At 72.3% G+C, this 21,333-nt stretch carries 20 protein-coding genes; 15 read left to right on the plus strand and 5 right to left on the minus strand.

Going from position 1 to position 21,333, the window contains the following annotated elements; genetic code table 11:
• Positions 1-1,458, minus strand: a complete 1,458-nt coding sequence (locus tag D9V37_RS12145) for a sugar transferase (protein WP_158604459.1) — start codon at positions 1,456-1,458, stop codon at positions 1-3.
• 453 nt (positions 1,459-1,911) lie between these two features.
• On the minus strand, positions 1,912-2,109 hold the full coding sequence (locus tag D9V37_RS20070; protein ID WP_147455932.1) for a hypothetical protein: 198 nt from the start codon (positions 2,107-2,109) through the stop codon (positions 1,912-1,914).
• Between D9V37_RS20070 and D9V37_RS12150 the strand changes: the two genes are divergently transcribed.
• From D9V37_RS12150 to D9V37_RS12160, 3 genes are all read left to right on the plus strand, one after another.
• A complete protein-coding gene (locus D9V37_RS12150) occupies positions 2,108-2,950 on the plus strand; it encodes a DUF4124 domain-containing protein (protein WP_147455933.1) in 843 nt (280 codons plus the stop codon). The genes D9V37_RS20070 and D9V37_RS12150 overlap by 2 nt on opposite strands.
• A 293-nt stretch (positions 2,951-3,243) precedes the next feature.
• A complete protein-coding gene (locus tag D9V37_RS12155) occupies positions 3,244-4,071 on the plus strand; it encodes a YveK family protein (protein WP_121806392.1) in 828 nt (275 codons plus the stop codon).
• Between the two features lie 19 nt (positions 4,072-4,090).
• Positions 4,091-5,461 (plus strand): O-antigen ligase family protein, encoded by a 1,371-nt coding sequence (locus D9V37_RS12160; protein WP_121806393.1) that lies wholly within the window; start codon positions 4,091-4,093, stop codon positions 5,459-5,461.
• 36 nt (positions 5,462-5,497) lie between these two features.
• On the opposite strand, the gene D9V37_RS12165 is transcribed toward D9V37_RS12160, so the two are convergent.
• A complete protein-coding gene (locus D9V37_RS12165; protein ID WP_121806394.1) occupies positions 5,498-6,358 on the minus strand; it encodes a glycosyltransferase family 2 protein in 861 nt (286 codons plus the stop codon).
• Between the two features lie 522 nt (positions 6,359-6,880).
• On the opposite strand from D9V37_RS12165, the gene D9V37_RS21010 reads away from it, so the two are divergent.
• From D9V37_RS21010 to D9V37_RS12195, 6 genes are all read left to right on the plus strand, one after another.
• Positions 6,881-7,102, plus strand: a complete 222-nt coding sequence (locus D9V37_RS21010) for a DapH/DapD/GlmU-related protein (RefSeq protein WP_408636200.1) — start codon at positions 6,881-6,883, stop codon at positions 7,100-7,102.
• Between the two features lie 105 nt (positions 7,103-7,207).
• Positions 7,208-8,914 carry a WecB/TagA/CpsF family glycosyltransferase gene (locus tag D9V37_RS12175; RefSeq protein ID WP_121806396.1) on the plus strand — a complete coding sequence of 569 codons (1,707 nt, stop codon included), beginning with the start codon at positions 7,208-7,210 and terminating at the stop codon, positions 8,912-8,914.
• Positions 8,915-8,969: 55 nt separating this feature from the next.
• Positions 8,970-10,283 carry a UDP-glucose dehydrogenase family protein gene (locus tag D9V37_RS12180; RefSeq protein ID WP_121806397.1) on the plus strand — a complete coding sequence of 438 codons (1,314 nt, stop codon included), beginning with the start codon at positions 8,970-8,972 and terminating at the stop codon, positions 10,281-10,283.
• A gap of 19 nt (positions 10,284-10,302) precedes the next feature.
• Positions 10,303-10,908 (plus strand): acyltransferase, encoded by a 606-nt coding sequence (locus tag D9V37_RS20900; RefSeq protein WP_269778379.1) that lies wholly within the window; start codon positions 10,303-10,305, stop codon positions 10,906-10,908.
• 26 nt (positions 10,909-10,934) lie between these two features.
• Entirely contained in the window at positions 10,935-11,984 is a 1,050-nt protein-coding gene (locus D9V37_RS12190; protein WP_147455934.1) for a glycosyltransferase, read from the plus strand.
• 41 nt (positions 11,985-12,025) lie between these two features.
• Positions 12,026-13,270 (plus strand): glycosyltransferase family 4 protein, encoded by a 1,245-nt coding sequence (locus D9V37_RS12195; protein WP_121806564.1) that lies wholly within the window; start codon positions 12,026-12,028, stop codon positions 13,268-13,270.
• Between the two features lie 28 nt (positions 13,271-13,298).
• Here D9V37_RS12195 and D9V37_RS12200 read toward each other — a convergent pair whose 3' ends face one another.
• A complete protein-coding gene (locus D9V37_RS12200; protein ID WP_121806399.1) occupies positions 13,299-13,562 on the minus strand; it encodes a hypothetical protein in 264 nt (87 codons plus the stop codon).
• A gap of 334 nt (positions 13,563-13,896) precedes the next feature.
• Between D9V37_RS12200 and D9V37_RS12205 the strand changes: the two genes are divergently transcribed.
• A complete protein-coding gene (locus tag D9V37_RS12205) occupies positions 13,897-14,892 on the plus strand; it encodes a TerC family protein (protein WP_121806400.1) in 996 nt (331 codons plus the stop codon).
• Positions 14,893-14,936: 44 nt separating this feature from the next.
• Here the strand turns inward: D9V37_RS12205 and D9V37_RS12210 are convergent, their stop codons facing one another.
• Entirely contained in the window at positions 14,937-16,199 is a 1,263-nt protein-coding gene (locus D9V37_RS12210; RefSeq protein WP_121806401.1) for a glycosyltransferase family 4 protein, read from the minus strand.
• 105 nt (positions 16,200-16,304) lie between these two features.
• Here D9V37_RS12210 and D9V37_RS12215 point away from each other — a divergent pair, with 105 nt between their 5' ends.
• The 5 genes from D9V37_RS12215 to D9V37_RS12235 are packed head-to-tail and all read left to right on the plus strand — an operon-like array spanning position 16,305 to position 21,304.
• Positions 16,305-17,306: an NAD(P)/FAD-dependent oxidoreductase gene (locus D9V37_RS12215; RefSeq protein WP_121806402.1), complete on the plus strand. Its 1,002-nt coding sequence runs from the start codon at positions 16,305-16,307 to the stop codon at positions 17,304-17,306.
• Between the two features lie 53 nt (positions 17,307-17,359).
• Entirely contained in the window at positions 17,360-18,589 is a 1,230-nt protein-coding gene (locus D9V37_RS12220) for a glycosyltransferase family 4 protein (protein ID WP_121806403.1), read from the plus strand.
• The gene (locus tag D9V37_RS12225; RefSeq protein ID WP_121806404.1) at positions 18,583-19,326 is read left to right on the plus strand and encodes a class I SAM-dependent methyltransferase; all 744 of its coding nucleotides are present in this window, start codon (positions 18,583-18,585) and stop codon (positions 19,324-19,326) included. The genes D9V37_RS12220 and D9V37_RS12225 overlap by 7 nt, the downstream gene beginning before the upstream one ends.
• Positions 19,323-20,423 carry a prenyltransferase/squalene oxidase repeat-containing protein gene (locus D9V37_RS12230; protein WP_121806405.1) on the plus strand — a complete coding sequence of 367 codons (1,101 nt, stop codon included), beginning with the start codon at positions 19,323-19,325 and terminating at the stop codon, positions 20,421-20,423. Before D9V37_RS12225 ends, D9V37_RS12230 begins: the two co-directional genes overlap by 4 nt.
• The gene (locus D9V37_RS12235; protein WP_121806406.1) at positions 20,420-21,304 is read left to right on the plus strand and encodes a beta-1,6-N-acetylglucosaminyltransferase; all 885 of its coding nucleotides are present in this window, start codon (positions 20,420-20,422) and stop codon (positions 21,302-21,304) included. The genes D9V37_RS12230 and D9V37_RS12235 overlap by 4 nt, the downstream gene beginning before the upstream one ends.
• Positions 21,305-21,333: the final 29 nt, after the last annotated feature.

Genomic DNA, 21,333 nt, shown 5'->3' on the forward strand with positions numbered 1-21,333 from the left:
TCAGTAGGCGCCGCGGCTGCTCACCACGGCGCCGACCGTCTTGAGGAGGATGTTGAGGTCCTGGATCATCGACCAGTTGTCGACGTAGTACAGGTCCAGCCGCACCGCCTCCTCCCAGGAGAGGTCCGAGCGGCCGGAGACCTGCCACAGACCGGTGAGCCCCGGGCGCACGTGGAGTCGCCGGGCAGTGTGGCCCTCGTAGCGGGACACCTCGCTGGGCAGCGGCGGACGCGGTCCGACCAGGCTCATCTCGCCGCGCAGCACGTTGATCAGCTGCGGTAGCTCGTCGATGGAGAAGCGGCGCAGCACCCGCCCGGGCCGGGTGACTCGCGGGTCCCGCTTCATCTTGAACAGCACCGAGGTGCTGTCGTCGGTGGTCAGCTCGGTCAGCCGGCGCTCGGCGTCGGGCACCATGCTGCGGAACTTGAGGCAGGAGAACTCCTCGCCGTGACGTCCCGTGCGGCGCTGGCGGAAGAGCACCGGGCCACCGTCGTGGAGCTTGACCCAGGCCGCTGAGGCCACCAGCACCGGGCTGAGGACGGCCAGGCAGAAGAGGGCGCCGACGACGTCGAAGGTCCGCTTGCCCCACCGGGACGCGTCGGTCCAGGTGGGCGGGGTGACGTGGATCAGCGGCAGCCCGCCGACGGGGCGCATTTTGATCCGCTCGCTGGAGATGTCGGTCATGCTCGGTGCCACCACGAACTCGACGTCGCGACCTTCGAGCTCCCAGACCGCCTCGCGGATCTGGCTGGGGGAGGTGTAGGCGCCGGGGGCGAACACGAGCACGTCGACCTCGTGCTCGGCGATCGCGGCGGCGACGTTGCGGATGGGGCCGACCACCGGCACCCCGGCCTGGGTGAGTCCGTCGTCGCCGTCGGGAGTCAGACAGCCCACGACCCGTAGCCCCAGCCAGGGCTGACGCCCCAGCACCCCGCTGATGAGGTCGACGTAGGGCGCGTGGCCCATGATCATGACGCTGCGTCCCAGGGCGCCGCGACGGCGTGCTGCCTGCAGCAGTCGGCGCAGGGCGAACCGGGCGAGCAGCATCGCGGGGATGCCGACCAGGAACAGGATCGAGAAGAAGCCGCGCGAGAGCTCGACGTGCAGCAGGTAGGCCCCCACGCCCAGGAGCCCCGCGCTCAGCAGACCGGCGGCCAGCACGATCCGGTACTCCTCGGTACCGACGCCGAAGACGTCGGCCGCGTAGGCGCCGCGGATCACCAGCATCAGTACCCAGCCCACCGCGACGATCGGCGCCAGGTAGGCCGCGCTCTGGGACAGGTCGGCCGGGCGGGCGAAGAGGAACGCGCTCGAACGGCCGGCGGTGGCCAGCGCGAGCGAGCCGGCGATGACCAGCAGGTCGAGCACGAGCGCGACGAACGGCACCAACCGGGACGCCCGGCTGGGCAGGTCCTGGGTCAGTGCTCCGAGTCGTTCGCGATCAGCGAGTAGCGTCATCGTGGCTCCCCGTCCCCGTTCGTGCAGGTCCACCCTCGCTGCGTCGTCGCTCGCGAGGTCTCCCATCCCCGGTGGCGGCCAACTCACCCGGGACGACCGCCAGATCCCGAGACCTCAACGTAGTGCAGCCGCCGCCACGAGGAAACGTCGCCACGGCAGAATCTCGGCGACGAACAGCTGGCTTTCTGATCAAACTTCGCAAATGACCCAGAAGCCGCGCTACCGTTGAGGGGCTCCGACCCTCATTTGGACTCCAGAACAGGATGTGTCCATGGTCGACGCTCGTCTCGCATCTGGTCGACGGCGACTGCTCCGCACCGGTGTCCTGCTGGCCACCGGCGCGCTGCTGCTCAGCGCGTGCGGACACAGCGGGCGCTCCTCCGCCGGCTCGTCAGCCTCGCCGAGCGGACCCTCCAGCGCTGCCACCGGCCCGTCCGGCAGCCCGTCCGGCAGTCAGTCCGGCAGCCCGTCGAGCAGTCCGTCGGGAAGCTCGCCGAGCTCGAGCCCCAGCGCGACCACCTCGGTCTCGCCGCCCGGCAGCGGACCCAGCCGCGTGCTGCCGTACTCCCCTACGCGGGGGATCTTCAGCGCCCGGAGCGTGTGGCGGCTCAACGTCCGCCACGCACCCCTCAACTCGCGCAGCGCCGCCATGGTGCGCAACCTCGCCGCCCAGGTCAGCTCGCGCTACAACGGCGTCGCGGCGTTCAACTACAGCCAGTACAACACCAGCGTCTACACGGTCCCGGCGACGACTCCGCGCGCCGACGTCGTGTGGGACAACTGCCAGAACAAGAGCTACACCCCCAGCCAGCTCTACAGCGGGCGGGCCCACTTCAAGAGCGTGCCGATCCCCGCCAACGCCGTGCCCGCCACGGGTGCCGACGGCGAGTTGTCGATCTGGTCGCCGTCGACCGACCAGTTCTGGGAGTTCTGGAAGGCCAAGCGCGTCAACGGTCAGTGGCACGCCTGCTGGGGCGGCCGGATCGACCACGCCTCGACCAGCGCCGGCTACTTCGCCGACGGCATGGGCGCTTCGGCCACCGGCCTGGCCGTCGCCGCCGGCAGCATCGGGATCCGCGAGCTGCAGAAGGGCCGCATCACCCATGCGATGAACCTGCTGGTGGTCAACGCCGCTGCCTACTACCACTACTCCTACCCGGCCCAGCGCAGTGACGGCTGGGATCCCAGCAACAATCCCGACGCCGTGCCCGAGGGCATCCGGTTCCGGCTCGACCCGCGGGTGAACATCTCTCAGCTGCACCTGACCCGCATCGGGCGCATCGTCGCCCGTGCGGCGAAGACGTACGGCTTCATCGTCACCGACAAGGGCGGCGCGGTCGCGGTGCAGGCTGAGAGCGGCACCTCCCTGGCCCACGCCCGCGGCCGCAACCCCTGGGGCCGGCTGCTCGGTGGAACCCCGGGCTACGACGTGCTCCGCAACTTCCCCTGGAAGCGGCTGCAAGCCCTGCCGATGGACTACGGCAAGCCCTGAGCCGAGCCCTGGTCCGAGCCCTGAGTCGAGCCCTGGTCCGGGGTGAGCCCGCCGCGGGTCAGTCGTGGTCGGCTCGCCGTCAGCCACTGTCGTGCCCGGCCTGGGTGAGGCTGCTGGGACTGCTGTGACGACCGCCTCAACCGATCGTGCCGGCTGGACGGGTCCGCGCTACATGGCAGACTCAGTCCTTCCGTCCCCGATCTCGCCGCCCCCGATCTCGTCCGCGTCCTGCTCGCGCAGCGCCCGCAGCGCCCGCATCGCCGACCAGCCCCCGACCGTTCGGAGCCGCCTTCGTGTCCGCCCAAGCCCAACCCGCCCCCGACCGCCGCCGGACCCCGGTCGAGGCGCTTCTGCGCTGGTGGCCGCTGGCGCTGGTCGCCGCGATCCTCGGTGGCGCGATCGGCTTCTACGCCGCCGAGGTGGGCCCGGTCACCTACACCGCCGAGGCTCGCGTAGCCGTGGGTGCCGGCGACCTGACCTCGGGCGCCATCGCCGGCTTCCCGCTGGCGGCCGAGCAGCTGGCCTCGAACTACGCCCGCTACGTGAACGACCAGATGCTCACCGGCGACGACGCCGCAGTGGCGGCCACGCCGATCCCGGAGAGCAACGTCATCCGCATCATCGCCACCTCGGACTCCTCCGCCACTGCGCGCAGCAGCGCCCAGCAGGCGGCCGACAAGCTGATCAAGGCGGTCAACGAGTCGTCCAGCACCAGCGGCAAGTCGCTGCTGGACTCCTACCAGGTCGCGGTCAGCTCGCTGACCCGCGCGCAGCAGTCGCTGACCGCGGCTCAGGCCAAGCTCGACCAGCTCACGGCCGCGCAGGCGAGCGCGGCGGCGATCCGGGCCGCGCGGGCGCGCGTGGTCAAGGCGACCCAGACCGCCTCGATCGAGGAGGTCCGCAAGGACGCGCTGGCCAGCAAGTACCAGAGCAGTGTCACGTCCTCGACCTCGAGCAAGCTGGTCATGGTCCAGAAGGCCGTCACCAGCTCCTCCGACCGCAGCTCCCGGCTGCAGCGGTACGCGCTGCTGGGGGTGGTCTCGGGAGCCGTAGTGGCGCTCTTGGCCGCCAACCTGCTGGAGCGCCTGCGCCGACCTCGCAAGCGGCTTCGTTCGGCGTGAGCGGGGCGGTGGGGTCCCCGTGAGCGCGGTCCGCGTCGAGCGGCAGGGCACAGCCGGGGTGGACCGGGCGGCGACGACGACGCGCCCGCCGCTGGGCGACCTGCTGGGCACGCCGCCGCACGTGTGGCTCTTCTTAAGCTTCGTGGTCTGCAACGTCTTCTCGGGCCAGTTCGGCCTGCTCGGGATCCCGGCCCCGCCGGACCGCCCGCTGCTCCTGTTCGCGGTGGTGATGCTGCTGCTCGACCACCGCACCCGGCGGCTGAGGTTGCGCTTCACCCACGCGGTCATGGCGGCGACCGTGCTGTGGATCTTGTGGTCCTGGCTCTCGACGGGCACGCTGGCCGAGTCCGGCCAGGCCTTCGCGCTGGCCGACCGGGTCGTCGTGCCCTTCGCGATGTTCGTGCTCGGTCCGCTGTTCTTCGACACCGCCGCCTCGCGGATGCTGCTGCTCAAGACGCTGACGCTGATCGGTCTCTACCTGGGCCTTACCGGCATCTTCGAGATCGCCGGCCCGCACGCGCTGGTCTGGCCGCGCTACATCAGCGACCCCTCGCTGGGGCTGCAACCCGGCCGTGCGCGCGGCCCGTTCCTGGCCTCGGAGCCGATGGGGATGGCGGCAGCGCTGATCATGGTGACCTCCGGCGCGCTGGTGATGCTGACGCGGCATCGCGGGTGGCAGCTGGCGGCCGGGGTGGCGTGCGCCGCCTGCGCGGCCACCTCCCTGCTGTGCCTGACCCGCTCGGTGTGGCTCGGTGCCGCGCTCAGCATCGTGCTCTGCTTCGCAGCCGTCCCACTCCTGCGCCGCTGGGCGCCTGTGGCGGCGATCGGCGTCGCCGCCGTCGTCGCCGCACTGCTGGCGTTGGTGCCGACACTCTCCTCAGCGATCTCAGGCCGCGCCGATAACGCCCGCTCGGTCTACGACCGTCTCCTCACCGACCACGCCGCGGTGCGCATCATCGAGGCGAAGCCGATCTTCGGTGTGGGCTGGGGTCGCTTCGTGGACGTGGTCGACCAGTGGGTGCTGCAGGCCGACACCTACCCGCTGACCAACACCGCGATCGCGGTGCACAACGTGTTCTTGTCGCTGGCCGCAGAGACCGGCGTCCTCGGCGCGGTGCTGTGGGGGACGGCGATGCTCACCGGGCCCTTCGCCGTCGTGATCTCCCGCCGTGCCCGAACCCGCGAGATGCAGGCCTGGCGGCTCATCGCCGCTTGCGGGATCCTCGTGTGGATCGGACCGACGCTCCTCAGCCCGAACCCCTACCCGTTCCCGAACAACCTGATCTGGCTGTTCGGCGGTGTTGCCGGCGTCGCCCTGCTGACCCGTCGCACCGCCGACGCGCCAGATGACCTGGCCGACGCCGAGACCGCGGCGCGCGGCGACGACTGAGTGGCGGCACCTTCCGCAGCGGTGCGGTGGCCCTGCTCAGGCGCCCTGGCGGGCGCGGCGTCGCTGCAGGAGCATGGCGCCGAGCGTGCGCCAGGTGTGCGGGCGTCGAGCGACCCAGCCGAGGTGATGGGTCATCTCGCCGCGGCGCCCGGCACGCTGGGCGGACCGGGCGTCGTCCCAGCGCCGCCGCACGTACACCCGGTCGGCGTCGCGCTGGCTCAGCCATCCACGCTCGCGCGCGCCCCGGACCACCTGGTCGACGCAGCTGCGCATCAGATCGGTGTCGAGGATGGCCTGCTCGTCGTGCAGCACGTAGGTGAACCCGATCCGCGACAGGGCGATGCCCGAGGAGCGCTCGAGCACCCGAACCCACATGTCCAGGTCCTGAGCCCGGCGCAGAGCGCGGAAGCCGCCGGCGCCGAGGAGCGCCTCGCGGCGCACCATCGTGCCGCTGGTGCACACCAGGTCGCCGGTGAGCACGTCGAACGGGCTCAGCACGCGAGTGGTGGGTAGAGCGTTGCCCATCACCCGACCCTCGGGTGTGGCGCCCGGGGCGGTGACCAGTGCGTGGTCGCCGGCCGCGGCGAGCAGCTCCTCGAGGTGGTGCGGGAGCCAGGCGTCGTCGGAGTCCAAGAAGGCCACCCACGGTGTGCTCGCAGCCTCGATGCCGCGGTTGCGCGCCGGACCCGAGCCGCCGTTGACGGCCAGCTCGATCACGGTGGCGCCGTGCTCGCGCGCTACCGCGACGGTGGCGTCGGTCGAGGCGTCGTCGACGACGATCACCTCTGCCGGAGGCACGGTCTGCGCCGAGATGCTGCGCAGCGCCTCGCCGATGAAGGCCTCGCGGTTCATGGCCGGCATGACCACGGTGACCTGGGGTGCTGAGTGGTTCGGCATCGGGATCGGTCGACCTCCCGTCGGGTGGGGAAAAGGGCGGGGACGCGACTGAGACCCGATCGTATCGACGGGGTGGGCGGGCGCCGGGACCGGTGCGGGCGCGGTTGGGCCGATGCTGTGACGCCCACGCGGGACGTGTGTCACGATCGTCGTGGCCGGGGGCACAGGGAGCGGAAAGGGCGCGGGAGGTAGTCGGTGCGGGCAGTGAGGCGTGCTGCTGCCGTCGTGTTGTATCTCGCGATCGGGCGTCACCTGCCGTGGTCGCCGCGTCCCGGCGGCCGGATCGCCCGCCGCTTCCGCGCCGCGCTGGCCACGCAGATGCTCGACCGGTGCGGCACCGAGGTGAACATCGAGCACGGCGCCTGGTTCGGGTCGGGCCGGGGCATCGAGGTCGGCGACCGCTCCGCCATCGGGATGGACGCCCTGGTCATCGGCCCGCTCACGCTCGGCGACGACGTCATGATGGGCCCGCGGTGCATGCTCATCGCCGCCAACCACCGGGTCGACTCGACCGCGCTGCCGATGAACCGGCAGGGTTTCGTGGCCGACCGCCGGATCGTGGTCGAGGACGACGTCTGGATCGGCGCCGGTGTGACGATCGTCGCGGGACGTCGCATCGGCACGGGGAGCATCGTGGCGGCTGGCTCGGTGGTGACCCGCGACGTAGCGCCGTGGACGGTGGTCGGAGGCAATCCGGCCAGGGAGATCGGCCGGCGCGAAAAAACTCACGAGTCTATCGGCTGAGCACGCCGTCCGCATCGGGGCGTCATGTTGCAGACACCTCCACGTCACAGGGTTCGGTTAGAGTCGATGATGCCCTTTCCCCGTTCGTGACGAGGTAGCCCGGTCTTGACCGTTGCTGAGGACTTCGCGCCCACGCAGGCGAGTGTCGTCATCCCCGCCCACAACGAGGCCGAGGTGCTGCCTCGGTGTCTCGAGGCGCTTTACCGCCAACCCGGTATCGGCGCCTGTGACGTCGTGGTGGTGGCCAACGGCTGCACCGACGCGACCGCCGAGGTGGCTCGGCGCTTCCGAGACCGACTCCCGCAGCTGCAGGTGGTCGAGCTCGGCGCCGCGGGGAAGGTCGGTGCGCTCAACGCCGGCGACGCGGTGGCCACGGGTTTCCCGCGCATCTACCTCGACGCCGACGTCGAGCTCGGCGAGGAGGCGCTGCCCGGGCTCATCGACTCACTCGCCGCCGACGACGCTCGGGTGGCCACGCCGCAGGTGACCTTCGACGTACGCGGCTCGAGCCGCGTCGTGCGTTCGTTCTACCGCGTATTCAGCGAGCTGCCCTACGCACGCCGGGGTCTGATCGGCCTGGGCGTCTACGGCGTCTCGCGCAGCGGCCGGGCACGGTTCGGTGCGTTCCCCGACGTCATCGCCGACGACCTCTTCGTCCAGCGCTGCTTCGACGACCATGAGCGCCACACCAGCCCGGGCGACTTCACCGTCTACGCGCCACGCACCGTGAGCGACCTGGTGCGCGTGCGCAGCCGTGTCAGCCGGGGCAACGCCCAGATCGCCGAGCACGACGACCTCGGTGCCGAGCGGGTCGACACCGCCCACAGCACCGGCGAGTCCGTCGGCGCGCTGCGTCGACGTCTGCTGCGCCGGCCCCACGACGCCGGCGCGGTGCTGGTCTACGTGGCCGTCACCATGCTCGCGCGGATGGTCGGCCGATGGGGCGACCACGGCACCTGGGCTCGCGATGAGTCCAGCCGCCGGCCGCTTCACGAGGTCCAGGACGACTCCTCGAGCCAGAGCGACGCCGCGCGCGAGCCCGGCGCGGTCGACTCGGTGCGCATCGACGGGGTCCCGGTGGCCACCTTGTCCGAGGACGAGATCGTCGCGCACGTCTTCGCCGCTCTCGACCGCGGCGACGGCGGGCTCATCATGACGCCCAACGTCGACCACATGCGCCAGCTCAGCTCGATGCCCGAGCGCGACCAGATCATCGACGACTGCGAGCTGGTCGTCCCCGACGGTATGCCACTGATCTGGGCCAGCCGGATCCAGGGAACGCCGCTGCCAGAACGGGTGGCCGGGTCGGACCTGGTGTGGTCGCTGGCCGGCGAGGCCGCCGTGCGCGGCCGCTCGGTGTTCCTGCTCGGCGGCGCCCCCGGGGTCGCCGAGCGCGCGGGCGAGGCCTTCGAGCGCCTGTGCCCGGGCATGCGACTGGCCGGGGTCAGCGCCCCGCCGCCCGGGTTCGAGCGCGACGAGTGGCAGATGCGGCGCCTCACCACCGACCTGCGGCGTGCCCAGCCCGACCTGGTGTTCGTCGCCCTCGGGTTCCCTCGGCAGGAGCAGCTGGCCGCCGAGCTCGCCCCGGTCCTGCCCGGGGCCTGGTTCCTCGGCTGCGGCGGTGCGCTGGACATGGCTTCGGGCGATCGCCAGCGGGCTGCGGGCTGGGTCCAGTGCATCGGTGGGGAGTGGGTCCACCGGCTCGTGCTCGAACCGCGGCGGCTGGCCCGGCGCTACCTGGTCGACGACGCGCCGTACGCCATCGGCATGCTGAGCCGGGCCGCCGTGCGGCGGGTGCGCCGCCGGGGCTGAACCGCCGGCGCACCACCTCCGCCCGATTCTTTCGTCAGCGACGTCAAGGAGCGACATGCATATCTCCGTCATCGGCTGCGGCTACCTCGGAGCAGTCCACGCCGCCTGCATGGCCCAGCAGGGTCACACCGTCGTCGGGGTCGACGTCCTGCCCGAGCAGGTCGCGCAGCTCAGCGCCGCGCGGCCGCCGTTCTTCGAGCCCGGGCTGGAGGAGCTGCTGGGCGAGAGCATGAGCAGCGGGCGGCTGACCTTCACCTCCGACATCGCAGACGTGGCCGGAGCGCGCGTGCACTTCTTGTGCGTCGGCACGCCGCAGAAGCCCCGCGAGAACGCCGCCGACCTTCGCTACGTGCGCAGTGCCATGGACGCGCTCGTGCCGTTGCTGCAGCCGGGTGACGTCGTGGTCGGCAAGTCCACCGTGCCGGTCGGCACCGCTGAGGAGCTGGCCGCGCAGGTGCACCAGGCGCAGCCGGGCGCCACCTTGATGTGGAACCCCGAGTTCCTGCGGGAGGGCCACGCCATCGAGGACACGCTGCGTCCGGACCGCATCGTCTACGGGCTGCCCGAGGGGCCCGCCGGCGTCGAGGCGGCCGCGGTGCTGGACGAGGTGTACGCCGAGGCGCTGGCCTCCGGCATCTCCAGGCTCACCACCGACCTGGCCACGGCGCAGCTGGTCAAGGTGGCCGCGAACTCCTTCCTGGCCACGAAGATCTCCTTCATCAACGCGATGGCCGAGCTGTGCGAGGCCACCGGCGCCGACGTGACGATGCTGGCCGACGCCATCGGTCACGACGACCGGATCGGGCGCAAGTTCCTCAACGCCGGCCTGGGCTTCGGCGGCGGGTGCCTGCCCAAGGACATCCGGGCGTTCATGGCCCGGGCGGGCGAGCTGGGCGCCGACCAGGCGCTGACCTTCCTCAGGGAGGTCGACTCGATCAACATGCGTCGTCGCGTGCGCATGGTCGACCTGGCCCGCGAGATGTGCGGCGGCTCCATCGTCGGACGACGGGTGGCCGTGCTCGGCGCGTCCTTCAAGCCGCACAGCGACGACGTGCGCGACTCCCCGGCGCTCAGCGTCGCCGCCCAGATGCAGCTGCAGGGTGCCAAGGTCGTGGTCACCGACCCGCAGGCGATCGACAACGCCCAGAAGCGCTGGCCCGACCTGGCGTTCTCGGCGAGCACCGACGGCGCGCTCGAGGGTGCCGAGGTCGTGCTGCTGCTCACCGAGTGGCCCGAATACGTCGGGCTGGACCCGCACGCGCTGACCGACCTGGTGGCAGCGCCTCGGATCATCGACGGTCGCAACTGCCTCGATCCTCAGCAGTGGCGCGAAGCGGGGTGGACCTACCGTGGTCTCGGACGTCCGTAGGACCTGGTGGTCAGGACGCGTGGCCACCCGGCCGCCGTTGGACAAGCGCTCGGTCGACTGGCAGGGCCGCGAGAGCCGGATGTCGCGGGCCGGACGTCACGTCGGGCGCCGCGCGCGCTGGATGTGGGCGGTGACCGGCAGCGCGGGAGAGGTCACCGGCCGCTGCGAGCTGGGACCTCGCTCGCACGTCTCGGTGACCGCCGGCGGCATGGTGCGCCTGGGCCGCCGGATCGTGGTCGCCTCCGACTTCGAGGCCTACGTGCAAGGTGAGCTGGTCGTCGGCGACGACGTCTACATCGGCCGGTGGTGCCTGCTCAGCGCGTTCGAGTCGATCCGCATCGGCAGCCGGGTGCGGCTGGGGGAGCGGGTCAGCATCCACGACGAGAACCACAGCTCCACCGGCGACGACTACGTGGCGGCTCCGGTGATCATCGAGGACGGCGCCTGGATCGGCGCGGGCGCGATAGTGCTGCCCGGCGTCCGCATCGGCGAGGGAGCGGTCGTCGGCGCCGGATCGGTGGTGACCCGCTCGGTCGAGCCGTTCACCGTCGTCGCGGGCGCGCCGGCCCGCCCGGTCGCGACCGACGCCCACGCCGGCACCGATACCGATGTAGCGCGTCGATGACGGGCCGCGCCGCCGAGGGGCTGCGCGTGTGTGTCTCACCTTCACCCGATGAGCCTCACCTGAACCCGTACCTGACCCAGCTCTACAACGCCCTGGCCGCGGCTGGCGCCCCCCCGCGGCCCTTCGAGCGGCGGACCCTGCTCACCGAGCGCCTCGACGTCGTGCACGTGCACTGGCCCGAGCACCTGGTGCGCTGGGACGAGCGGGTCTGGGTGCGGCTGCTCGACGTCGTGAAGGTGCTGACCGGGCTGACGGTGGCCCGCCGGCGTGGCGCCCGCCTGGTGTGGACGGCGCACAACCTGCGACCGCACGAGCGGGCGGGGTCGCCCCTGGTCCGGCTCTTCCTGCGGCAGTTCTGGCGCCGCGTCGACCTCGTCATCGGGCTCACCCGCGCCGGGGTGGAGCAGGTCCACCAGGCGCACCCACGGCTGCGTCGGGTGCCGGCACGGGTGGTGCCGCACGGGCACTACCTCGCCTGCTACCCGCCCGTCGGCGACCGTGCCGCCGCCCGTCGCGCGCTCGGCCTCGACCCGCAGCGACGCGTGCTGCTGCAGTTCGGCATGGTCCGGCGCTACAAGAACGCCGACGGCCTGGTCGCCGCCGTGGTTGCCCTGCCGCAGACCGGCCCACAGCTGGTGGTGGCCGGCGCGGTGGTCGAGCCCGACCTCGGCCGGGAGCTCACCGCGGCGGTGGCCGGACAGACCCGGGTGCAGCTGCGTCCCGGCCGGGTCGAGGACGCGGAGGTCACCACCTTGCACGCGGCGGCCGACGTGGTGGTCTTCCCCTACCGTGACGGCGCGCTCAACTCCGGCGCCGCGGTGCTCGCTCTCTCGCTGGGCCGAGCAGTGGTGGTCCGCGACACTGCGGTGATGCGCGAGCTGCGCGAGGTGGTGGGGGAGCGGTGGGTGCACACCTTCGCCGGCGGTGCGGACGAGGCGGCCGCGGTCGCCGCCGGCTGCGAGCTGCCCGGCGAGGACGAGCGCCCGGACCTCTCCGCGCTGGCCTGGCCCGACATCGCCCGCCGTACCCTCGAGGCCTACGCCGACGTGGTGCCGGCCGCCCGCGCGGCGTCGTGACCGGCACCGTCCCCCCCGTCCCTCCCGAGGAGTCGCCGGCCGTGCAGGTCGCCTACCTGGTCAGCCAGTTCCCCGCGATCTCGCACGTGTTCATCGAGCGGGAGGTGGCCGGGCTGCGCGCCCTCGGCCTCGACGTGCGCACCTTCAGCGTGCGCCCCACGCCGGCCGAGCAGCTGATCAGCGAGTCGATGCGTGCCGACGCCGTGCGCACCACCACGCTGCTGGGCGACCGTCGGGCGCTGGTGGCGGCGACCGGCTCGCTCCTGGCCCACGACCCGCGGGCCTACGCGCGGGTGCTGCGGTTGGCGGCCCGGTCCGGTCCGCGCACCGCCCGCGGCCGGGTCTGGCAGCTGTTCTACCTGACCGAGGCCGTGCGGCTGCACGCGGAGATGAGTCGGGCCGGGGTGCGGCACCTGCACGTGCACTTCTCCAACAACGCGGCCGACGTGGCCCGGCTCGTCGTGGCGCTGGGCCGAGCCGTCGACGGGCCCGACGCCGGTTGGCGCTGGACGATGACGGTCCACGGCCCGACCGAGTTCGAGGCGGTGGAGCACTTCGACCTGGCCGCCAAGGTCGTCGACGCCGACGCTGTGGCCTGCATCAGCGACTTCACCCGCAGCCAGCTGATGCGGCTGGTGCCGACCTCGCACTGGGAGAAGCTCGCGGTGGTGCGGATGAGCGTCGACGCCGACCGGTTCGAGCCGTCGGCGGTGCGGACCCCGTCAGCGGCCGATGAGGAGCTCCGGATCCTCTCGGTGGGCCGGCTGGTGCCCGAGAAGGGTGCTCCGTTGCTGGTCGATGCCGTCGAGCTGCTGCGCGAACGGGGCTGGCGACCGCGCCTGCGGCTGGTCGGCGCCGGACCACTGCACGACGAGCTCGCCGCCACCATCGACTCGCGCGGCCTGGGCGACTGCGTCGAGCTGACCGGTGCGCTGGGTCAGGACCGGCTGCCCGAGCTCTACGTGTGGGCCGACGTCTTCTGCCTGCCCTCGTTCCAGGAGGGTCTGCCGGTGGTCCTGATGGAGGCACTGGCCACCGCGACGCCCGTGGTCACCACGGCCATCGCCGGCATCCCTGAGCTGGTCGACGCCGACTGCGGGCGCGTGGTGCCGGCCGGTCGCGTCGACCTGCTGGCCGAGGCATTGGCCGAGCTGCTCGGCGACGCCGCGTTGCGCGAGCGGCTGGGCGCCGCGGGCCGTCGCCGGGTGCTGGAGCAGTTCTCACTGCCGGTGACCGCGCGCAGCCAGGCGGCGTTCCTGCGCGCGGTGGAGCCGCGAGCGGGCTGATCGGTTGCCGGCAGCCCGCGTCCGTGCGTCAGCCGGCGGCTGGGGCAGACGCGAAGCGGTCGAAGGTCGCCGCGGCGTCCTCGGGCGTGGTGCCGCGCAGCCACAGGGCCGCCAGGGCGTCCCAGTGGGCGCTGTCGTGGGTCCAGGCCTGCTCGAGCCCGGCCGAGGTGGCCAGGGCGCGCAGCCGGTCGAGGCTCATCGCACCGGAGAAGCGGCGCACGGCCCACAGGTCCGCGTAGAACTGGCGGACGCTGGTGGGCACGGGGCCCTGGGTCGTGGCGGCGACGGTCATCGATGCTCCAGAAATGGTCGGTATGTCCGATCTTCACACTCGGCAGGTCGTTCTGCCAGCATCTTCACCGAACGACGCGTCCCAGGCGCGTACATCGGACCGTTCGTGCCCGCACGTCTAGTCCGTTGGGGCTATGCGGGCCAGCCGAGGACGCGGTTCGAGGGCCCCGATGAGGCACCGGGCTCGTTCTCGTGGGAGGCTGGTCTCCGGTGGAGGGGAGTACTCCCTCGCGGGTGTGTCGTCACCACGGTCCGTCCCGGACCCGGCACCCCGGCCCGCGCCAGCGGGTGGAGGAGACCTCCGGAGCATCGTCGTCTCCGGAGAGGTCTGTGTCATGGATGTTGCTTCCTGGGTCTGGTGGACCACGCTGGCGGTCACCTCGGCCATCTTGCTGTTCGACGTCGTCGTCATCGGCCGGCGTCCGCACGAGCCGTCGATGAAGGAGTGCGGCATCGCGCTCGGCGTCTACGTCGGGCTCGCCGTCGCGTTCGGGGTGGGTGTGTGGGCCATCGCCGGCCACCGGTTCGGCACCGAGTTCTTCGCGGGCTGGCTCACCGAGTACTCGCTCTCGATCGACAACCTGTTCGTGTTCATCATCCTGCTCGGCAAGTTCGCGGTGCCGAAGGAGTACCAGCAGACGGCGCTGATGGTCGGCATCGTGCTGGCGCTGGTGATGCGGGGCATCTTCATCGCCGTCGGCGCCGCGGCGATCAACGAGTTCTCCTGGGTCTTCTACCTCTTCGGCCTGTTCCTGCTCTGGACGGCGTTCAAGCTGGCCAAGGAGGGCGCCGAGGACGAGGACGAGGACGACTTCGAGGAGAACCGGCTGGTCAAGCTGGCCACGCGCCACCTGCCGGCCACCGAGGAGTGGACCACCAACAACATCGTGGCCAAGGTCGGCGGCAAGCGCGTCGTCACGCCGATGTTCTTCGTCATCCTCGCGCTCGGCACCACCGACCTGCTCTTCGCGCTGGACTCGATCCCGGCGATCTACGGGCTCACCAAGGAGCCCTACCTGGTGCTCACGGCCAACATCTTCGCCCTCATGGGACTGCGGCAGCTCTACTTCCTGATCGGCGGGCTGCTCCAGCGGCTCGTCTACCTCTCCTACGGACTGGCGTTCCTGCTGGCCTTCATCGGCGTCAAGCTGGTGCTGCACGCGATGCACGAGAACGAGCTGCCGTTCGTCAACGGTGGCGAGCACATCTCCTGGGCGCCCGACATCCCGATCTGGCTCTCGCTGCTGGTCATCGTGGGCACGCTGGCCGTGACCACCGTGCTCAGCCTGGTGGCCAGCGGCCGCCGCGATCGGGCGGCGGCCCAGAGCTAGGGCAGAGCTAGCGCAGAGCTGGGCCCGATCGGCCCAGGTCCGACTCAGGCGCGCGCGGCCACCTCGGCGTAGAGCGTCTGCAGCCGGTCGACCTTGCGCTCCCAGTCGTAGCTGCGCTCGATCTCGCGGCGCCCCGCGCGGCCCATCTCCCGGGCCGCGTCGGGGTCGCTCGCCAGCCGCGCCATCGCCGCGGCGAAGCCGGCGACGACGTGCTCGGCGTCGGTCGGCGGCACCAGCACGCCGGTGCGCCCGTCGTCGAGATAGTCGGCCGGGCCACCCCAGTCGGTGGCCACGACCGGCAGGGCGGCGGCCATCGCCTCGAGCACGACGGCCCCGCCGCACTCGTAGGTCGACGGCAGCACCAGCGCCACGCAGCCGGCGAGGACATCGGCACTGGCGGCCTGCGTGAGCCGGCCGTGGAAGACCACGCGCTCGGCCAGACCCAGCTGCTGGCCCAACCGGCGCAGAGCGGGCCCCTCCGGGCCGTCGCCGACGACGTCGAGGCAGTAGGCCTGCGGGAGCCGGGCGAGCGCCTGCAGCGCCAGGTCGACCCGCTTCCAGTCGACCAGCCGGCCGACGAAGGCGAAGCGGACCGGCTCTGCGTATTCGCTACGGGGGCCACGGGGCTCGAACAGGTCCAGGTCCACGCCGTTCTCGACCAGGATCTCGCTGGGGACCCGGCGCACGGCCCGCGGCAGCGCCCGTCGGGTGCGCTCGTTGGCCACCAGCACCATGCCCGCCCGGGCGCGGCCGGGCGCGAGCCGTGCGGCGAGGCCCGAGACCACGCGGAGCCCGGCTCGCAGCCAGCGCTCCGAGCGGCGGGCGTCGGCGCGGAACCCTGGTGGGTACTCCATGCCGCCGTTCAGGGGGCCGACGACCAGCGGCCCGCCGACCGCGGTCATCAGCGAGGGGTACTTCGGGGAGACCGGGATCGGCTCGTGCACCACCACGGCCCCCGGCGCCTGGTCTGCCACCCGGCGGACCTCGCGACGCAGGCCCACGGTGCTCAGCGCGGCCATCACCAGCCACACCGTCAGCGGCTTGACCGCCGCCGGCAGCCGCATCCCCCAGCGGTGGATGCGGCGCGAGGCGGCAGTGTCGCGGACGAAGTGCACCCGCTCCTCGTCCATCTCGGGCTGGGCCCGCAGGTCCTCACGGTTGCGCTCGTGGGTGACCAGGTGGACGTCGACGCCGCGGCGGCGCAGCAGCCGGAAGTAGTGCCAGGGGATGATCGCCTCGCCGCCGGCCACGGTGCTGGCGTTGGTCGCGACGATGATCACGCGTGGTGAAGGGCTACTGGCGGTCATGGGTCGTCTCTCGTCGTGGGTCGAGGCGTCGAAGCCGTCCGCGACGAGCCTAAGGCGCGTACCGTGTCAGCCCACAGCTCACCCGCGCGCACTACTCTCGCTCTCGTGAGCGACTCCGTCGTCGAGGCCGACCTGCTCATCGTCGGCGCCGGGCCCGCCGGCCTGTACGGCGCCTACTACGCCGGCTTTCGCGGCTGGAGCGTGGCCGTGGTCGACTCACTGCCCGAGCTCGGCGGCCAGGTCTCGGCGCTGTACCCGGAGAAGGCGATCCTCGACGTCGCCGGCTTCCCGACCGTCAAGGGCCGTGAGCTGGTCGAGCAGCTGGTCGAGCAGGCCGGCAGCGCGAACCCGACCTACCTGCTGGACCGGACGGCCACCGGCCTCACCATCGACCACGACGACGCCGACCCGGCGGCCGGCGGGGTCACGATGGAGCTCGACGACGGCACGACGGTGCGCGCCAAGGTCGTGGTCATCACCGCCGGCATCGGCAAGTTCACGCCGCGGCCGCTGCCCGCCGGCGACGGCTGGGAGGGCCGCGGGTTGGTCTTCTTCATCCCCTCCTTCGCCGAGTACGCCGGGCGCGACGTCGTCATCGTCGGCGGCGGCGACTCGGCCTTCGACTGGGCCGAGGGGCTGCGTCACGTGGCCGGCTCGGTGACGCTGGTGCACCGTCGCGACCGGTTCCGGGCCCACCAGGCCACGGTCGACTCCGTGCTCGCCTCCGACGTCGAGATCATCACCAACGCCCAGGTGAGCGGGCTGGTCGGCGACGGCGTCGTGGAGCACGTCGAGATCACCACCCAGGGCGGGGAGGTGACCACCCTCCCCGCGCAGACCGTGGTGGCCGCGCTCGGGTTCGTCGCCGACCTGGGGGCGATGCAGGAGTGGGGCCTGGACCTCGACCACCGCCACATCCGGGTGGACACCGCGATGCGCACCAACCTGCCGCGGGTCTTCGCCGCCGGCGACATCACCGAGTACGAGGGCAAGGTGCGGCTGATCGCGGTCGGGTTCGGCGAGGTGGCCACCGCGATCAACAACGCGGCCGTGGTCATCGATCCGGAGGCGCACGTGTTCCCGGGCCACTCCAGCGAGGGCTCCTGACCGGTCCGGTTAGGGTGGCCTGTACTCGGCGGTAACCAGCGGGAGGAGCGGGGATGCGGGTCGCGCTGCTGTCCTACCGCTCCAAGCCGCACTGCGGCGGTCAGGGCGTCTACGTCCGGCACCTGAGCCGTGAGCTGGTCGCCCTGGGCCACGAGGTCGAGGTCTTCTCGGGCCAGCCCTACCCCGAGCTCGATGAGGGCGTGCGGCTGACCGAGGTGCCCAGCCTGGACCTCTACCGCGAGCCCGACCCCTTCCGCGTGCCGCGGCTCTCGGAGTTCCGCGACCTCACCGACGTCCGCGAGTTCCTCACCATGTGCACGGCCGGCTTCCCCGAGCCGCGGACGTTCTCGACCCGCGTCACCCGACTGCTGCGCGAGCGGGCCGGGGAGTTCGACGTCGTGCACGACAACCAGACGCTGGGCTACGGGCTCCTCGACCTCGAGGCCCTGGGGCTGCCGCTGGTGGGGACGATCCACCACCCGATCACCTTCGACCGGCGCATCGACCTCGCCCAGGCCCCCACGCTGCGCAAGCGGCTGTCGCTGCGCCGCTGGTACGGCTTCTTGCGCATGCAGGTCAGGGTCGCGCGGCGGCTGCGCCACGTGCTGACGGTCTCGGAGTCCTCGCGCCGCGACATCGCCGCCGACTTCGGCGTCGACCCGCGGCTGATCGAGGTCGTGCCGCTGGGGGTCGACGAGGTGTTCGTGCCGCCGACCCGGCCCCGCGTGCCCGGACGCATCGTGGCCATGGCCAGCGCCGACGCCCCGATGAAGGGCATCGCCACGCTGCTCGAGGCGGTGGCCAAGCTGCGCACCGAGCGCGAGGTGGAGCTGGTGCTGGTGACCAAGCCGGCGCGCGGCGGTCGCACCGAGCAGCTGCTCGACGCGCTGGGGCTGCGCGAGCACGTCACCTTCGTGCACGGCATCAGCGACGAGGAGCTGGTCGAGGTGATGGGGTCGGCCGAGGTGGCCTGCGTGCCCTCGCTCTACGAGGGCTTCTCGCTGCCCACCGCCGAGCTGATGGCCTGCGGCACGCCGCTGGTGGTCAGCCGCGCGGGCGCCATCCCCGAGGTGGTGGGCGACGACGGCTGCGCCGACCTGGTCACCCCCGGCGACGTCGGGGAGCTGGTTGCCGCACTCGCGCTGCTCCTCGACGACCCCGAGCGGCGCGCGCGCATGGGAGCGGCGGGCCGACGTCGCGCCCAGGAGCGGTTCAGCTGGCGGGCCGTGGCCGCCGCGACCGCGCGGACCTACCAACGAGCAGTGGAGGAGCAGCGTTGCTGACCGTCGACTTCGACCGGCTGGGCCTGCGCCCGGGGGAGCGGGTGCTCGACATGGGGTGCGGCGCCGGCCGCCATGCCTTCGAGATGTACCGGCGCGGCGCGGACGTGGTCGCCTTCGACCAGGACGCCGACGAGCTGGCCGGCGTCCTGGAGATCTTCGGCGCCATGAAGGAGCAGGGCGAGGTGCCCGCCGGGGCCGAGGCCGACATCAAGGAGGGTGACGCGCTGGCACTGCCCTTCGCCGACGCCGAGTTCGACCGGGTGGTGGCCGCGGAGATCCTCGAGCACGTGCCGGCCGACCTCACGGCCATCGCCGAGCTGGCGCGGGTGCTGCGGCCGGGCGGCACGATGGCCGTCACGGTGCCGCGCTGGCTGCCCGAGGTGGTGTGCTGGAAGCTCTCCGAGGCCTACCACGACACCCCCGGTGGGCACATCCGGATCTACACCGACAAGGAGCTGGTCACCAAGCTCCGCAGCGCCGGGCTGGAGCACACCGGCACGGCCTACGCGCACGGCCTGCACGCGCCCTACTGGTGGCTCAAGTGCGCGGTCGGCGTCACCCGCGACGACCATCCGCTGGTCAAGGCGTACCACCAGGTGCTGGTGTGGGACATCATGCGCGCCCGCGGCTGGAGCACCCTGACCCGCGCGGCGGAGCGGGCGCTGAACCCGGTGATCGGCAAGTCGATGGTGCTCTACCTGCGCAAGCCCGCTCCCGACGAGCCCGCCGCCCGATGACCGCGCTGCCCGAGGTCCCGGGTGTCCTCAGCGCCGCGGAGGCCCGGCAGAGCGCCCGCGCGATCGCGGCGATGCAGGAGCCCGACGGCGCGCTGCCGTGGGAGCCCGGCGCGCACACCGACGTGTGGAACCACGTGGAGTCCGCGATGGGACTGCTGGTGGCCGGCGAGGTGGAGGCGGCCGAGCGCGCCTACGACTGGTGCCTGCGCACCCAGCGCTTCGACGGCTCCTGGCCGATCAAGGTCGTGGCCGGGCACGTCGAGGACGGCGGTGGCGAGACGAACATGTCGGCCTACCTGGCCGTCGGGGTCTGGCATCACTGGCTGGTGCGCGCGGACCACGCGTTCGCCAGCCGGGCGTGGCCGGCGGTGCGCCGGGCGCTGGACTGGGTGGTCAGCCTGCAGCTGGACTTCGGGGGCATCGCCTGGTCGCAGGAGTGGGACGAGCAGGGGCCCTCGACCGTGCGGGCCGCGGCGCTGCTGGCCGGGTCCTCGAGCATCTTCCACGCGCTGCGGGCCGGCGTCGCGCTCGCCGACCTGCTCGGCGACCCGCAGCCGGAGTGGGAGCTGGCCGGGGGCCGGCTGGGCCACGCGCTGCGCGAGCACCGCGACCGGTTCCTGGACAAGTCCACCTTCGCGATGGACTGGTACTACCCGGTGCTCGGCGGCGCCGTGCGGGGCGAGGCCGGCTTCGAGCTGCTGGCCGGCCGGTGGGAGGAGCTCGTGGTGCCGGGGCTCGGCGTGCGATGCGTCGACACCAACCCGTGGGTCACGGTGGCCGAGTCGGCCGAGCTGGTGCTCACCCTCGACGCGCTGGGCGACCGCGGGCGGGCGCTCGAGCTGTTCGCGTCGTTACGTCGGCTGCGCTGCGACGACGGCGCCTATTGGACCGGTTACGTGTACAACGACGAGGTGGTCTGGCCACGTCAGCGGACCACCTACACCACCGCCGCCGTGCTCCTGGCCGCCGACGCGCTGTGCGGGGCCACCCCGGGAGCCGGCATCGTGCGCGGCGAGACGCTCCCGCTGCTGCCCGACCTGCCCTGCTCGGGCTGCACCGAGGTGGTGGGTCCGCGCACCGAGGAGATCCTCGGATGAGCGAGTCCTCCGCGCCGCCGCCCCGGATCACCTACCTGGTGCTGGCCCACCACAAGCCGGCGCAGTTCGGGGCCCTGGTCCGACGGCTGACGCGGTCCGGCTCCTCGGTGGTGGCCCACATCGACGCCAAGAGCGACGAGGCCCCGTTCCGAGCCGTGGTCGACCCGGCCAGTACGACGTTCGCCGAGCGTCGCTACCGCATCCGCTGGGCCGGGTTCTCCTCGGTGCTGGCCGAGCTGGGCCTGCTCGCGACGGCCGCCCGGCACCACCCGGCGGACTACTACGTACTGCTGAGCGGGGTGGACTACCCGATCAGACCCGAGGAGCAGCTGCGCGAGGAGCTGCGCAGCGGGGCGACCTACATGAATTGCTGGGCGATGCCCAGCGTCGAGCACAACAAGCCGATGTGGCGCCTGGAGAAGTACGTCATCGCCGGCCGGGGCGACCAGGGCCGGGTGGTCGACCTCCTGAACCGGCACGTGCTCCCCAGGCTGCCCACGCGCAACGTGAGGCGGGGCCTGGGTGGCCACCGGCCGTTCGGGGGCTCGGTGTGGTGGGCGCTGCCGCACGGGGTCGCGCAGGACGTGCTCCGGTTCGCCGCCCGGGAGCACCGGTTCGTGCGCTTCTTCCGCTGGGCGCCGTTCAGCGACGAGATGTTCTTCCAGACGGTGGTGCAGGCGGTCGACGGGCCGCCGCTGCGCCCGGCGATCATGTTCACCGACTGGAGCCGGCCCGAGTTCGGCACCGCCTCGCCGGCGACGCTCTCGGCCGCCGATGTCGAGCTACTGCGAGCGCAGTCGCAGTTCTTCGCCCGCAAGTTCGACCTCGACCGCGATCCGGAGCTGTTCGACGTCCTCGACCGCGAGCTCCTCGGTCGCTGAGGCTCGTCCGGACGGGGCCGCCGACGCCG

Origin of the sequence: Nocardioides mangrovicus (assembly GCF_003674065.1) — a bacterium.
Taxonomy (GTDB): Bacteria; Actinomycetota; Actinomycetes; order Propionibacteriales; family Nocardioidaceae; genus Marmoricola; species Marmoricola mangrovicus.